A 14853-nucleotide genomic window follows, 5' to 3' on the forward strand; every position below is an offset into this window, starting at 1 on the left:
CGACAGGCAGCGGGATAGCATTCGCCGCATGAAACCTTCGCGCGACATTTCCCGGCTGATCGAGATCATGGCGGCGCTCAGGGCGCCGAAGACCGGTTGTCCCTGGGACATCGAGCAGGATTTCTCGACCATCGCGCCCTATACGATCGAGGAAGCCTATGAGGTGGCCGACGCCATTGCGCGCGGCGATCTCGACGATCTGCGCGACGAACTCGGCGATCTCCTGCTGCAGGTCGTCTACCACGCGCAGATGGCTGAGGAAGCCGGCGATTTTGCCTTCGGTGATGTGGTCGAGGCCATCACCACCAAGATGATCCGGCGCCATCCGCATGTCTTCGGCGACGAGAAGGCGCGCAGCGCCGGCATGGCAAAGGGCATGTGGGAAAAGATCAAGGCTGAGGAAAAAGCCGAAAAGCGAAGTGCGCGCCTCGCCCGCGGCCTCGACCCCGAAGACAATGGCAAGGGGTTCCTGGACAGCGTGCCCGTCGCCCTGCCCGCTTTGACGCGGGCGCTAAAGCTGCAGGAAAAGGCTGCCCGTGTCGGTTTCGACTGGAGCGAGGCAGCACCCATCCTCGACAAGATCGAGGAAGAGATCGGCGAATTGCGCGAGGCGCTGGCCAAGGGCGAAACGGCTGAGATCAAGGACGAGTTCGGCGACATGCTGTTTGCCGTCGTCAACCTGGGCCGTCACCTCAAGCTCGATTCGGAAGCGGCGCTCAGCGGCACCAACGAAAAGTTCCGCTCGCGCTTCCACTATGTCGAGCGCGCGATCGATGCGTCGGGAAGCACGCTCGAAAAAGCCACGCTGGACGAAATGGAAGTGCTCTGGCAGCAGGCCAAGAGCGCGAAATAATCAGGCTTATTGCCTGTTTTTGCGGTGCAATCGGCTTTCGATCTCTTGCCGGGCGGTGTGCGTGGCCTTGAGCGCGATGGTCGCGCTGCCATCCTCATTGTCTACCCGCGAAACGACGTCGCCATTGCGGTATAGCCAGTCGACAAGGCCGAACTGCGGCGGTTCGATCGTCACCGTCAATTCCTCGAGTTCGCCCGACATCCTGGTCTCGATCAGCGCCTTCAGCGCATCGATGCCTTCGCCGGTGACCGCCGAGATGGCGATCGGCGGCGCCTTGTTGGCGTCAGTGCCGTCGGCGAGCAGGCGCTCCCGGTTGCCGTCGTCGAGAAGGTCGACCTTGTTCCACACTTCGACGACGCGCTTGGCATCGCCGGCATCGACGCCGAGATCGGCGAGAATTCGCTCGACGTCCTCGGCTTGCGCTGCGGTATCCGGATCCGAAATATCGCGCAGGTGGATGACCAGATCGGCCTCGACGACCTCTTCCAGCGTGGCGCGGAAGGCGGCGACCAGATGCGTCGGCAGGTCCGAAATGAAGCCGACTGTGTCCGACAGGATGATCGGCGTGCCGTGCGGCAGGCGCACGCGGCGCAGCGTCGGGTCGAGCGTTGCAAACAGCATGTCTTCGGCCAGCACGTCGGCCCCGGTCAGCCGGTTGAACAGCGTCGACTTTCCGGCATTGGTGTAGCCGACAATCGCCACCACCGGGAACGGCACCTTCTTGCGCTTGGCGCGGTGCAGGTCGCGGGTGCGGCGCACCGTTTCCAGCTCATGCTTGAGCTTGATGATTTTTTCCTGCAGCTGCCGCCGGTCCGACTCGATCTGGGTTTCGCCGGGGCCGCCGAGGAAGCCGGCTCCGCCGCGCTGGCGTTCAAGGTGGGTCCAGCTCCGCACCAGGCGGCCCTTCTGGTAGTTGAGATGGGCAAGTTCGACCTGCAGCGTGCCCTCCTTGGTCCGCGCGCGCTCGCCAAAAATCTCCAGGATCAATCCGGTGCGGTCGAGCACCTTGGCATTCATTTCTTTTTCGAGATTGCGCTGCTGCACCGGCGTCAGCGGATGGTCGACGATGACCACCTCCGCGTGACCCTCTTTGACGATCTCGGCGAATTCCGCGACCTTGCCGCTGCCGAGCAAGGTTGCCGGGCGTGGATCGTTGACGGTGACCACCGCCGTGTGGATCAGATCCAGGTTGATGGCGCGGGCAAGGCCGACCGCTTCGTCGTGGCGCGCATCCGCCGAACGCGTCAGCCGTGGACGGTTCGTTTCGTCATCGTTGCGCTGATGCCGGGTAAGCACCGGCACAATGACAACCGCCCGGGTCGGACCTGTGGCTTCCGTCCCGGAATTATGTGCTGGTTTCCCGCGGACGCCGCGGTCCGCGTCTTTTTCACGTGCCAATCAGGCGCCCTGGCTTTCCTCGCCATCGAACATCTGAACCGGCTGGCTCGGCATGATCGTGGAAATGGCATGCTTGTAGACGAGCTGGGAGTGGCCGTCACGGCGCAGCAAAACACAAAAATTGTCGAAGGAAGTGACCACGCCGGTCAGCTTGACGCCGTTGATGAGAAAGATGGTGAGTGGATTTTTGCTCTTGCGAACAGAATTCAGGAACAGGTCCTGAAGGTTTTGCGATCGTTCCGCCATTGTTCTTGTCTTTCGCCGATCCCCTTCGGTTTGCAGGCTAATGCGCCAAATTAGCGGGCACATGTCAAGCTTGCAAACACCCCCTTGCCGTCAGTAACGACAAGCAGAACGAGATATATTGATGTGCAGTCCGTCTGTGCGGTTATCAGGCTGGACTTTTTTCCGCAACGTCAAAAAAGGCTTGCCGCAATGAAAGTGTTATCGAACCGGGGTGCCCATTGGCGACCGCGGCACCGTCGATTGCCACGACCGGCATGGCGATTGTCGTTGCCGAACTGATAAAAGCTTCTCGCGCCGCCTTGGCTTCAGTGACTGAAAACCCGCGCTCCTCGATCGTCAACCCGAGCTTTGCCGCCACTTCGAACATGGTCGTGCGGGTGATGCCGCGCAGGATGCCATGCTCCGCCGGCCGGGTGACCAGAACGCCGTCCCTTGTAACGATCCAGGCGTTGGACGAGCCGCCCTCCTTGACGTTGCCATCGGTGTCGACGAACCAGGCTTCCTGGGCGCCGGCCTCCTTGGCTTTCTGCTTGGCCAGCACGTTGGGCAGCAGGCCGGTGCTCTTGATGTCGACCCGGTCCCAACGGTTTTCCGGCACGGTGATGACCTTGATGCCCGCCTCGGCTCGCTTGGCGGCCGCCGCCGGGTCGGCCTTTCTGGCCGTAATCACCAGCGATGACGGTGTATCGGCCGGGAAAACGAAGTCGCGGCTGGCAACACCGCGCGTAACCTGGACATAGACCAGGCCGTTGACGACGTGGTTGCGCCGGACGATTTCGCGCAGAAGAAGCGGCAGCACGCCCTTGGTGACCGGCCAGTCGATCGACAATTCGCTAAGCGAGCGGTTCAGCCGGGCAAGATGGCGCGGCATGTCGACGATAAAGCCCTGCGCCACCTCGCAGACCTCGTAGACGCCGTCGGCGAACTGATAGCCGCGATCCTCGATATGCACGGCAGCGTCGGCATGGGCGACATAGCGCCCGTTCACATAGGCAATGCGCGGCATGGGTGATCCCTCAGAACAGTCCCGCTATTTCTAGGCGATTCCGCCGCTGCCGTAACCGGCAATTGCACGGGCGCGGCCCGCTCGACCAACAACAACGGGGATCAGACCCCCAGCGACTTCAGTTTCCGGTGCAGCGCCGAGCGCTCCATGCCGATGAATTCCGCCGTCTTCGAGATGTTGCCGCCGAAACGGTTGATCTGGGCGATCAGATAGTCCTTCTCGAACTGTTCGCGCGCCTCGCGCAGCGGCAGCGCCATGATGTGCTGGTCGGACTGGTTCGGCGTGCGCGGCATGACATCGCCGATCTCCGACGGCAACAGGTCGGCGGTGATCGGCGCATCGATATCGTCGCCACGCGCCAGGATCATCAGCCGTTCGACATTGTTGCGCAGCTGGCGGACATTGCCCGGCCAGTTGTGCGCCTGCAGCACGGCAAGCGCATCGTCGCCGATGCGGCGCGGCTTGATGCCGGCCTGGCGAGCGATCTGCTTCATGAAATTGTCGACGAGATAGGGAATGTCCTCTCGCCGCTCGGCCAGGCCCGGCACCATGACCGGAACCACCGCCAGGCGGTGATAGAGGTCTTCGCGAAAACGGCCGTCGGCGATCATCGCCTCCAGGTTCTGCGAGGTCGAGGAGATGATGCGGACGTCGACCTTGACCCGCTTGGTGCCGCCGACCCGCTCGAACTGCTGTTCGACCAGCACGCGCAAAATCTTGTTCTGCGTCTCGCGCGGCATGTCGGCCACTTCGTCGATGTAGAGAATGCCGCGGTGCGCCTCTTCAAGCGCGCCGACCTTGCGCTCGGTGCCGTTCGATTCGGTGCCGAACAGCTCGATCTCCATGCGCTCGGGCGTGATGTTGGCCGCGCTCAGCGTCACGAACGGCGCGCCCTTGCGCGTCGACAGCGTGTGGATGGCGCGCGCGGCGAGCTCCTTGCCCGAACCGGACGGACCGATGATCATGACGCGGCTGTTGGTCGGCGCAACGCGCTCGATGGTCTGGCGCAGCTGGCTCATCGCCGACGACATGCCGATCAAGTCGAAAGTTTCGCCGCTGCGCTGCTTGAGGTCGGACACCTCGCGCCGTAATTTCGAGGTTTCGAGCGCCCGCTCGGCGATCAGGATCAGCCTGTCGGCCTTGAACGGCTTTTCGATGAAATCATAGGCGCCGCGGCGGATGGCCGACACCGCTGTCTCGATATTGCCGTGGCCGGAGATCATCACCACCGGCAGGCTCGGATGCATCGTCTTGATCTCGTCGAGCAGCGCCAGCCCGTCGAGGCGCGAGCCCTGCAACCAGATGTCGAGGAAAATCAGCCGCGGCGCCCGGTCGGCGATTGCCGCGAGCGCGCTGTCGGCATCGAATGCCGTGCGGGTTTCATGCCCTTCGTCGCTCAATATGCCCGCGACGAGTTCACGGATGTCTTCCTCGTCATCGACGATGAGAATATCAGACGCCATTACCGACCTTTTCAGTTTCTCGTTCGTGTTCCGTTTCGCCTTGACCGCGTGGCGGCGCGGTTGCGGCAGCTGGCGGCAGGATGATCGAGATCATCGCGCCGCGTCCACCGTGGAAATCCGCGGGCGCATCGTGCAATTCGAGCCGCCCGCCATGGTCTTCCACGATCTTCTTGACGATGGCGAGGCCGAGCCCGGTGCCCTTCTCGCGCGTCGTCATGTAGGGCTCAAGCAGCCTTTGGCGATTCTCGCGCGGCAAGCCTTTGCCATTGTCGATCACGTCGATTCTGATTGCGCCATTCTGCCGGGCAGCTTGAATCCGGATTATGCCGTGTGAACCGTCCTTTTGTTCCAGTCCGTCAATCGCTTCGGCCGCGTTCTTGATCACGTTGCCGAAAGCCTGCGCCATCAGCCGGCTATCGAACGTGCCCTTGAGCGGTTCGTTGCCGAACACGCGTTCGAAAGCGATGTCGGCGCGACTGACTTCGACCAGGAACGAAGCCTCGCGCAGCGATTCGCGCAGATCGATAGCCTTCATCTCGGGTTTGGGCATGCGGGCGAATGCGGAGAACTCGTCGACCATGCGGCCGATGTCTTCGACTTGTCGGATGATCGTGTCGGTGCACTGGTCGAAAATCTCACGGTCCTCGGTGATGACCTTGCCAAAGCGGCGCTTGATGCGCTCGGCCGAGAGCTGGATCGGCGTCAGCGGGTTCTTGATTTCATGTGCGATGCGCCGCGCCACATCCGCCCACGCCGACGAGCGCTGCGCCTGGACCAGATCGGTGATGTCGTCGACCGTCACGACGTAGGATTTTTCGTCCTCGCCGTCGTCGCCGGCCTCGATGGTGATCTGCACGTTGAAGGTGCGCTCGGCCCCAGTGCGATAGAAGGTGACCTGCTCGCGATAGACCGGCTTGCCGGACTTGCGGCCAATCTCGAAGACGCGGCCGACATGCGGCAGCACGGCGGACAGGTTCTGCCCAAGTGCTGCCGTGGCCGATATGGCCAGCATCGTTTCGGCCGATTTGTTGACGATGGAGACGATGCCGTAGGGATCGACGCCGATGACGCCGGCGGTGACGCCGGCCAGCACCGCTTCCGAGAAACGACGCCGTTCGTCGATCAAATCCTTGGCCGACAGGATCTCGTTGCGCTGCGATTTAAGCTCCAGCAGCATCTTGTTGAACGTATCGCCAAGCGAGGCGACATCGCCGTCGGAAGGCCGTACCGGCACGGCGACATCGAGATTGCCGGTCGCAACCTCGTCAGCCGCGCCGATGAGCTGGCGGATGGGCCGCACCAGACGGTCGGCCACCGCTATGCCGGTCCAGATGGCCGACAGGATGATGATCAGCGTCAGCGACAGATAGGGCAGCGCAAACGCCACCTGCGACGTCCGCCTGTTGTCTTCCAGGCCGCGATATTCCGCGGTATTGGATTGGACGATCGCCCGTGCCTTGATCACTTCGGGGTCGACGAGGCGATTGGTGTAGAGATAGAGGCCTTCGATCTCGCGCAGCTTGATGATGGCGCCCATGATGTTGCGCGTCTTCGGCTCGATCAGCACCGGCTTGCCGTCGGCCGCACTCGCCACCGCGCCCTCGGGCGGTGCCGGCATGGCGAAATTGGCATCGGTCTGGGCACTCACGACAAAAGAGCCGTCTTCCCTGACCAGCGCCGCATGCACCAGGCTTCTGCCGACGGCTTCCTTGTTCATCAAGTCGAGAAAGCCGGTTCGATCGAGGCCATAAAGCGTGCGCGAGGCGTCGAGATCGTAGGCCATCGACAGCGTCGTGCCCTGAAGATTGCGAGCGTTTTCCTGCACATAGGCGTCAGCGATCGACAGCGACGAGTTGACGATCGCCTTGGTGCGGATCTCGAACCAGCGGTCGAGGCCGATATCGAGCGTGATCGAGGCAATGATGGCCACCATGATGGCGGGGATGGCGGCGACCAGCGCAAACATCGTCACGATGCGCACATGCAGCCGCGAGGCCGCCTTGCCGTGCCGGCGCGCCATGGTGATGCGATGCACCTCGCGGCCGACCAGGGCGATCAGCGCCAGCACAAATACGGCGTTGGCCGCAATCAGCGTCAGCGTTGTGTTTGCGTCTGGCGTGATCGGCGTCGCGCCGACAAGAATCGCAAACGAGATCGCCGCCGTAACCAGCGCGCCGGCAATTGCCACAACGCCGGGCAACGCAAGCAGCCGCCGTCCATCCCTCTGGCCGGGTCTGCTGAAAAGCGGTTCGTTTGATGTCAGAGCTTGCGAAGCCATGTCGCCGTCTAAGAGCCAGTGATTGCGTCGGATGTATGCAACGCATTGTGGCGATTATGCAACAAGTGTGGCCGTGACGGAAATCTTTCGGCCGCCGATCCCCTGAAAAGGGGATGACCCCACGTCACTTCGGGCGGTAGGCGCTCATGATCTCGACGATTTGTAGACGTTGACGCCCAGCTCGCGAATCTTCTTGCGCAGCGTGTTGCGGTTCAAGCCGAGCAACTCGGCGGCCTTGATCTGGTTGCCGCGCGTTGCCGTCATGGAAGCCAGCACCAGCGGATATTCGACCTCGGACAGGATGCGCTGATAGAGACCTGCCGGCGGCAATTCGCCGGCGAAAGAGGCGAAATAGCGCTGCAGGAAGTGCTCCACCGCCTGGCCGATGGACAGATCGTCCGGGATCAAATTGCCGCCGCCAGGAATGACCGGCCTTTCGCCGGTCTTCAGCTCGGCTTCGATGATCTCGGCTGATATCTCGTCCTGCGAATAGAGCGCGGCAAGCCGGCGCACCAGGTTTTCCAGCTCGCGCACGTTTCCGGGCCACGGATAGCGCTTCATCAATTCAATGCCGCCGGTCGATATGCGCTTGGTCTGCAAGCCTTCGCTGGCGCCGATCTTGAAGAAATGCCGCACCAGGTCGGGAATGTCTTCCGACCTCTCACGCAAGCCCGGCAGTCTCAGCGGCACGACATTCAGGCGATAGAACAGATCCTCGCGGAAAAGCCCCTGGTTGATCAGCGTGCGCAGATCCTTGTTGGTGGCGGCGACGATGCGTACATCGGTCTTGATCGGCGTGCGCCCGCCGACCGTTGTGTATTCGCCCTGCTGCAGCACGCGCAGCAGCCGCGTCTGCGCCTCCATCGGCATGTCGCCGATCTCGTCGAGGAACAGCGTGCCGCCCTCGGCCTGCTCGAAGCGGCCGGTCGAGCGGTTCTGTGCGCCGGTGAAGGCGCCCTTCTCGTGGCCGAACAGCTCCGATTCGATCAAATCGCGCGGGATCGCCGCCATGTTGATGGCAACGAACGGACCGCCGCGGCGACGGCCATATTCGTGCAACGCGCGCGCCACCAATTCCTTGCCGGTGCCGGACTCGCCCGAGATCATCACCGTCAAGTCGGTCTGCATCATGCGCGCCAGCATCCGGTAGATGTCCTGCATGGCGGCCGAGCGGCCAACCAGCGGCATCGAGTCAGGCTGCTCTTCCGGCCGCGTATCGATCTTCGGTCGCCGCGGCTCGGACAGCGCCCGGTTGACGATATTGAGCAGCTCGGTCAGGTCGAACGGCTTCGGCAGATACTCGTAAGCACCTGTTTCGGAAGCCCGAATCGCGGTCATGAAAGTGTTTTGCGCGCTCATCACGATGACCGGCAGCTCCGGCCGGGCCTTCTTGATGCGGGGCAGCATGTCGAAGGCGTTCTCGTCCGGCATGACAACGTCGGTGATCACCAGATCGCCCTCGCCCGCCGCCACCCAGCGCCACAGCGTCGAGGCGTTGGAGGTCACGCGCACCTCATGGCCGACGCGCGACAGCGCCTGATTGAGCACGGTGCGGATGGCCGCATCGTCGTCGGCGACGAGAATATTGCCGCGAACCGTCATTTGCGGTCTCCTTCGCCTTCATCATCGGCAGTGTCGATGGGTGTTTCTTTCCAGGCCGGCATCAGGATTCGGAAGGTGGTGCCGCGCGGCGTCGAATCGCATTCGATGATGCCGCCATGCTCGCCGACGATTTTCGCCACCAGCGCCAGGCCGAGCCCCGAGCCGTTCGGCTTGGTGGTGATGAACGGATCGAACAGGATCGGCAGAATGTCTTCCGAGACGCCCGACCCATTGTCGCGCACGCAGAATTCCAGCGGCAGCGAGACGCGGTCCTGGGTTCCGGGAACGGAAACGCGGATGCCCGGCCTGAACGCCGTCGACAGCACGATCTCGCCCTGCGGATCGCCGCCGATCGCCTCGGCGGCATTCTTGACCAGGTTGAGGAACACCTGGATCAGTTGGTCGCGGTTGGCGAAAACCGGAGGCAATGATGGATCATAGTCCTCCAATATCCTGATTCGCTTGGCAAAACCGTTCTTCGCGATTGCCTTCACATGGTCCAGAACGACATGGATGTTGACAGGATAGCGGTCAATCGGCCGCTCGTCGGAAAACACTTCCATGCGGTCGACCAGGGAGACGATACGATCGGTCTCGTCGGTGATGAGGCGGGTCAGCGCGCGATCCTCGTCGGACGCCGAGAGTTCGAGCAGCTGTGCGGCGCCACGTATGCCGGACAGCGGGTTCTTGATCTCATGTGCCAGCATGGCGGCAAGGCCGGTGACCGAACGCGCGGCACCCCTGTGTGTCATCTGGCGGTCGATCTTGTCGGCCATCGAGCGTTCCTGGAACATCACCACGATCGAGCCTGGGAATTCCGGCACCGGCGCGACATAGAGATCAACGACCTTCTCGATGCCGAGACGCGGCGACGACACGTCGACACGGTATTCGTTGACCGGCGCACGGCGCTCGCGCACCTGGTCGACCAGCTGCAACAGCGGGCTGCCGAACGGGATCAGCTTGGAGAGTGTGTTGCGGGCAAGCATGTTGGCACTTGAGCGGAAGAAGTCTTCCGCATCGGCATTGGCGTAGGTGATGAACCCGTCCGGATCGACCATGATGACGGGACGGCGGATGGTGTTCAGCACTATACTGGCGGCATCCGCCATGTCGGAGCTCGGTGTGACGGTGGCGTTCATGCGGCGCTCCGCAAGGGCGTGGCTTCGCCGGAAAACACCTCATGCAGCAAGGCAATGACGCGGGCGGGTTCGAAAGAGGTGAGGATGGCTTTCCGCCGCTCATCGGAAACGCCAGCAGCGTGGCGGTCGAGATACCAGCCGAGATGCTTGCGCGCCTGGCGCAAGCCGCTTTCGACGCCGTAAAGCGTCAGCATGTCCTCGTAGTGGGAAACGATGTAGTCGGCCATGGCTTGCGGGCTTTCCGGCACGCCGGAGAGCGCGTCGCCCGCAGCCTTCGCCGCAATGCGGCCCGCCGTCCATGGCGCGCCATAATGGGCACGACCGATCATCACCGCGTCGGCGCCCGACTGTTCAAGGATTTCGGCGGCCTCCGCGGGCGAGCCCACATCGCCGTTGGCGACCACCGGGATCGAGACGGCGTCCTTGATGCGGGCGATGGCGCCCCAATCGGCCTTGCCTTGATAAAACTGGCAGCGCGTGCGCCCATGCACGGTCACCATTTTAACACCGGCCTCTTCGGCGCGGCGCGCCAAAACGGGTGCATTGAGCGCATTGTCGTCCCAGCCGAGCCGCATCTTGACCGTGACCGGCACCTGGACCGCGCCGATCACCGCTTCGATCAGCGACAGCGCGTGGTCGAGATCGCGCATCAGCGCCGAGCCGGCATAGCCGCCGGTCACCTTCTTGGCCGGGCAGCCCATATTGATGTCGATGATGTCGGCGCCCTCGCCGGCAGCGATGCGCGCGCCCTCGGCCATGTGCTCGGCCTCGCGGCCGGCAAGCTGAACCATATGGACGGGCAGCCCGGAATGACGGATGCGCAGGTCGCATCCGACCCTGCCCTTGGCAAGCTCGCCGCTCGCCACCATTTCCGACACGACTAGGCCCGCGCCATGCGCGTAGGCGCGCTGCCGGAACGGCTCGTCCGTTATTCCCGACATGGGCGCGAGGAAGACGCGGTTGCGGATCGTCACGCCGCCAACGTCGAGCGGCGAAGCCAATTTTGTCACTTCAGGCATGCACAAAAACCAAGCATATCGGATTGCTGCACATTCTCTAGCCATAAGAAAGGCATTGTGCAACGCGCAATGACGTCACATTGCGGCGCATTTGGGAAAATGCTGGCCTTCGCCATAAGCCGCGACTAAGCCTCTCGGCATGACAGACGCAAGCGAAAAACCGGCCGAAGCGACGACCGACAAGGTCGGCTTGGTCATCGTTGCCGCCGGTCGCGGCGCGCGTGCCGGAAAGGCCGACGGGCCGAAGCAATATCAGCGCATTGGTGGCCGTGCCGTCATCGCGCGCACGCTGGAGACTTTCCTGGCGCATCCCGAAATTGGCCCCGTCGTCGTCGCCATCCATGCCGATGACCGCGCGCTTTTCGACAAGGCAGCCGGCGCGTATGCCGAGCGGGTTACCGCCGTGGTCGGTGGCGAGTCGCGCCAGGCCTCGGTCCGGCTCGGCCTGCTGGCGCTGAGGGAACGTACGCCCGGCCGTGTCCTTGTCCATGACGCGGTGCGGCCGTTTGTCGACACGGCCCTGATCGACCGTATCATCGCCGCCATTGGCGAGCGCCAGGGCGCGCTGCCCGCTTTGCCCGTCGCCGATACGCTGAAGCGCGAGTCGACGACCGGCATGATCGAAGAGACGGTGCCAAGGGCCGGCCTTCATGCCGCCCAGACGCCGCAAGGCTTTCCGTTCTGGCCGTTGCTCGCCGCGCATGAAAAGGCCCATCATCTCGGCAAGGCGGATTTCACCGACGATGCCGCGATCGCCGAATGGGCGCATATTCCGGTAAAAATCGTCGAGGGGTCGCCGGACAATGTCAAATTGACCTGGGCAAGGGATATTGCGATGGCAGATCAACGGCTTACTGGCGAGCGTTTTCCAGACATTCGCACCGGCAATGGCTATGACGTGCACGCCTTCGAGGCCGGCGACCATGTCACCCTGTGCGGCGTCGCCATTCCGCACGGCAAGAAGCTTTCCGGCCATTCGGATGCCGATGTCGGCCTGCACGCGCTGACCGATGCGCTGCTCGCCACTTGCGGCGCCGGCGACATCGGCACGCATTTCTCGCCTTCCGATCCGCAATGGAAGGGCGCGGCGTCAAAGATCTTCGTCGAGCATGCGGCCAGGTTGGTGCGCGAACGCGGCGGCCGCATCGCCAATGCCGACATCACGCTGATCTGCGAGGCGCCGCGCGTCGGCCCGCATCGCGGGGCCATGACCAATGCGCTGTCGGCGATGCTGGGCATTTCCAGCGATCGCATCTCGATCAAGGCGACGACGAACGAGAAACTCGGCTTTGTCGGCCGCGAGGAAGGCATCGCCGCCATCGCCACCGCCAGTGTCGTCTTCCCCGGGGAGGTTCCCGCATGAACAACAGCGATCTTGCCAACGCCCTGCTCCAGGTCTGCCAGCAACGCGGCATCATGCTGGCGACGGCCGAGAGCTGCACCGGCGGCATGATCATCTCGGCACTGACCGACATTGCCGGCTCGTCCGCTGTCGTCGATCGCGGCCTCATCACCTATTCCGATGAAGCAAAGATGGAGATGCTCGGCGTCTCGCCCGCCACACTCGAGGCGCATGGCGCCGTCTCGCGCGAAACGGTTCTGGAGATGGCGGAGGGCGCTCTGGCCCGCTCGCGCGCCGGGCTTGCGCTTGCCGTCACCGGCATTGCCGGCCCAAGCGGCGGCTCGCCGGAAAAACCGGTCGGCCTCGTCTGGTTCGGAGTTGCCCTAAGAGGTGGGCCGGTGGCTGCCGAGCTCAATATGTTTGCCGACAATGGCCGTGACTTCATCCGCCGCGAGACGGTCAAGCATGCGCTGGAGATCGGCCTGCGCGCGCTGGGCGACACTCATGAGATGGGCGTCGTTCCGTAGATGACGTCCGCACGTTTTTCGAACGCTTCGGAAAACATGCGGAAGGCGCGATCGAACATGGTGCCCATCAACACGCCGAGGATACGGCTCTTGAACTCGTAGTCGATGAAGAAGCGAACGTTGCAGCCGCCGCCGTCGGCCGGCTCGAAGCGCCAGATATTGCTTAGATATTTGAACGGCCCATCGATGTATTTGACGTCGATTGTGTTCTCGTCCGGCTTCAACAGCACCTGCGTCGTAAAGGTCTCGCGGATCGCCTTGTAGCCGATGCTCATATCGGCGAGGAGAATGGTGCGGCCATCACGCTCCTTGCGAGAGCGCACCGTCAGCGCCTCGCAAAGCGGCAGAAATTGCGGATAGGTCTCGATATCGGCGACCAGAGCAAACATCTGCTCCGGCGTGTGGGCAACGCGGCGTGTGGCTTCGAATTTCGGCATTGAAGCAGGATTTTAACTGGCTTTTTTAAGCTGCGCCTCACGCGCCGCCCGCAGCCTGGCGAAATCGTCACCGGCATGATGCGAGGAGCGCGTCAGCGGGCTCGACGCCACCAGCAGGAAACCCTTGGTCTTGCCGATCGTCGCGAAGGAGTTGAACTCCTCCGGCGTGACGAAGCGGATCACCGGGTGGTGTTTCTTCGACGGCTGCAGATACTGGCCAATGGTCATGAAGTCGACATTGGCCGAGCGCAGGTCATCCATCAGTTGCAGGATCTCGTTCCGCTCTTCGCCGAGGCCGACCATGATGCCGGACTTCGTGAAGATCGACGGGTCGAGCTCCTTGACCCGCTGCAACAGCCGGATCGAGTGGAAATAGCGAGCACCCGGCCGCACCGTCAGGTAGTTCGACGGCACGGTTTCGAGATTGTGGTTGAAGACATCGGGCTTGGCCGCCACGACGATCTCCAGCGCGCCCTCCTTGCGCAGGAAATCGGGCGTCAGGATTTCGATCGTGGTCAAGGGCGTCGCTGCTCGGATCGCCCGGATAACCTCGGCGAAATGCTGCGCGCCGCCATCGGCGAGATCATCGCGGTCGACCGAGGTGATGACGACATGGGTCAGCCCCATCTGCTTGACGGCATGCGCGACACGCGCCGGCTCATCGGCATCGAGCGCGGTGGGAATGCCGGTGGCGACATTGCAGAAGGCGCAAGCGCGCGTGCAGATCTCGCCCATGATCATGAAGGTGGCGTGCTTCTTTTCCCAGCACTCGCCGATATTGGGGCAGCCGGCCTCTTCGCACACCGTGACCAGCTTGTGCGACTTCACGATCTCGCGAGTTTCGGCATAGCCCTTCGACATCGGCGCCTTGACGCGGATCCAGTCGGGTTTGCGCAGCACGTCCTGATCAGGCTTGTGTGCCTTCTCGGGGTGCCGCAGGCGCGGCGCGTTGGCGATCGTGTCGAGAACAGTGACCATCTCAAACCTGACTTGTTGGCGTCTGCCCGTCGGCATTCGCCCTTCTGGCGTCATCTAGGACTTTTCGGTGCAAAGAAAAAGGCTGCGGCGGCGCATGCCGCCACAGCCTTTTTCGCATAGCGGGGATCCAGAGCAATTCCAGGAAAAGTGTGACACGGTTTTCCGTCCGGAATTGCGTCAGAAGAACGAGATAAAACGGCGAGCCGTTTTATCGGCGAATGAGCCGCCCGGCAAAGATCAGCAGGCAGGCGCCGATGAAGCCGGTGATCAGGTAGGCGAGCCAGCCGACACCGAAGGGTTCGATGTTGAGCGCCCTGAGAATTGCGTTCAGCACCACCGCGCCGACAATGCCCATAATGATGTTCATCAAGACGCCGGTATTGCTCTTCATGACCATCTCGGCCAGCCACCCGGCCAAACCGCCGATGATGATGGCCGCAATCCAGCCCACGCCATTCACGTCCATATGCCAACTCCTCCAGTGTCAGGTGAAAATGCATCCGGAAACGAACTGTCTTGCCGTAAGGTTCCTCCGGCGCATGCGTCTGAGTCTCGCGGCACC

Annotated in this window: 14 protein-coding genes; 3 read left to right on the top strand and 11 right to left on the bottom strand. The window is 62.7% G+C overall.

Going from position 1 to position 14853, the window contains the following annotated elements; translation table 11 throughout:
* The first annotated feature begins 28 nt into the window (after nt 1–28).
* Nucleotides 29–853, top strand: coding sequence for a nucleoside triphosphate pyrophosphohydrolase (gene mazG / locus NKI37_RS17155; protein WP_352741600.1), 825 nt, complete (start codon nt 29–31; stop codon nt 851–853).
* A 6-nt stretch (nt 854–859) separates the two neighbouring features.
* On the opposite strand, the gene hflX is transcribed toward mazG, so the two are convergent.
* The 8 genes from hflX to dusB form a co-directional block, all read right to left on the bottom strand.
* Nucleotides 860–2251, bottom strand: coding sequence for a GTPase HflX (gene hflX, locus NKI37_RS17160; RefSeq protein ID WP_023688461.1), 1392 nt, complete (start codon nt 2249–2251; stop codon nt 860–862).
* The gene (gene hfq / locus NKI37_RS17165; RefSeq protein ID WP_006202172.1) at nt 2252–2497 is read right to left on the bottom strand and encodes an RNA chaperone Hfq; all 246 of its coding nucleotides are present in this window, start codon (nt 2495–2497) and stop codon (nt 2252–2254) included. It abuts the gene before it with no gap.
* Nucleotides 2498–2642: 145 nt separating this feature from the next.
* Nucleotides 2643–3503, bottom strand: a complete 861-nt coding sequence (locus NKI37_RS17170) for a D-amino-acid transaminase (protein ID WP_023755217.1) — start codon at nt 3501–3503, stop codon at nt 2643–2645.
* A 101-nt stretch (nt 3504–3604) separates the two neighbouring features.
* Complete coding sequence (ntrX, locus tag NKI37_RS17175; protein WP_023668929.1) at nt 3605–4966, bottom strand: nitrogen assimilation response regulator NtrX; 1362 nt, start codon at nt 4964–4966, stop codon at nt 3605–3607.
* Complete coding sequence (locus NKI37_RS17180; RefSeq protein ID WP_023755216.1) at nt 4956–7244, bottom strand: sensor histidine kinase NtrY-like; 2289 nt, start codon at nt 7242–7244, stop codon at nt 4956–4958. The genes ntrX and NKI37_RS17180 overlap by 11 nt, the downstream gene beginning before the upstream one ends.
* A gap of 144 nt (nt 7245–7388) precedes the next feature.
* The gene (gene ntrC / locus NKI37_RS17185) at nt 7389–8846 is read right to left on the bottom strand and encodes a nitrogen regulation protein NR(I) (RefSeq protein ID WP_352788847.1); all 1458 of its coding nucleotides are present in this window, start codon (nt 8844–8846) and stop codon (nt 7389–7391) included.
* The gene (locus tag NKI37_RS17190; RefSeq protein ID WP_023706549.1) at nt 8843–9988 is read right to left on the bottom strand and encodes a two-component system sensor histidine kinase NtrB; all 1146 of its coding nucleotides are present in this window, start codon (nt 9986–9988) and stop codon (nt 8843–8845) included. Before NKI37_RS17190 ends, ntrC begins: the two co-directional genes overlap by 4 nt.
* Nucleotides 9985–11007 (bottom strand): tRNA dihydrouridine synthase DusB, encoded by a 1023-nt coding sequence (dusB, locus tag NKI37_RS17195; protein WP_023706548.1) that lies wholly within the window; start codon nt 11005–11007, stop codon nt 9985–9987. The genes NKI37_RS17190 and dusB overlap by 4 nt, the downstream gene beginning before the upstream one ends.
* 139 nt (nt 11008–11146) lie before the next feature.
* Here dusB and NKI37_RS17200 point away from each other — a divergent pair, with 139 nt between their 5' ends.
* Together NKI37_RS17200 and NKI37_RS17205 are read left to right on the top strand one after the other, a co-directional pair.
* Nucleotides 11147–12370, top strand: coding sequence for a bifunctional 2-C-methyl-D-erythritol 4-phosphate cytidylyltransferase/2-C-methyl-D-erythritol 2,4-cyclodiphosphate synthase (locus tag NKI37_RS17200; RefSeq protein ID WP_352788851.1), 1224 nt, complete (start codon nt 11147–11149; stop codon nt 12368–12370).
* Nucleotides 12367–12876 (top strand): CinA family protein, encoded by a 510-nt coding sequence (locus tag NKI37_RS17205; RefSeq protein ID WP_352534931.1) that lies wholly within the window; start codon nt 12367–12369, stop codon nt 12874–12876. Before NKI37_RS17200 ends, NKI37_RS17205 begins: the two co-directional genes overlap by 4 nt.
* Here NKI37_RS17205 and NKI37_RS17210 read toward each other — a convergent pair.
* The 3 genes from NKI37_RS17210 to NKI37_RS17220 all read right to left on the bottom strand — a co-directional run bounded on the left by NKI37_RS17210 (nt 12852) and on the right by NKI37_RS17220 (nt 14757).
* Nucleotides 12852–13313, bottom strand: a complete 462-nt coding sequence (locus tag NKI37_RS17210; RefSeq protein WP_023710532.1) for a type II toxin-antitoxin system RatA family toxin — start codon at nt 13311–13313, stop codon at nt 12852–12854. The genes NKI37_RS17205 and NKI37_RS17210 overlap by 25 nt on opposite strands.
* Before the next feature lie 12 nt (nt 13314–13325).
* Nucleotides 13326–14291 (bottom strand): lipoyl synthase, encoded by a 966-nt coding sequence (lipA, locus tag NKI37_RS17215; protein WP_023688453.1) that lies wholly within the window; start codon nt 14289–14291, stop codon nt 13326–13328.
* A 208-nt stretch (nt 14292–14499) separates the two neighbouring features.
* Nucleotides 14500–14757, bottom strand: coding sequence for a GlsB/YeaQ/YmgE family stress response membrane protein (locus NKI37_RS17220; protein ID WP_023668920.1), 258 nt, complete (start codon nt 14755–14757; stop codon nt 14500–14502).
* Between the last annotated feature and the right edge of the window lie 96 nt (nt 14758–14853).

Source organism: Mesorhizobium sp. M0626, from assembly GCF_040320665.1.
Classification (GTDB): domain Bacteria; phylum Pseudomonadota; class Alphaproteobacteria; order Rhizobiales; family Rhizobiaceae; genus Mesorhizobium.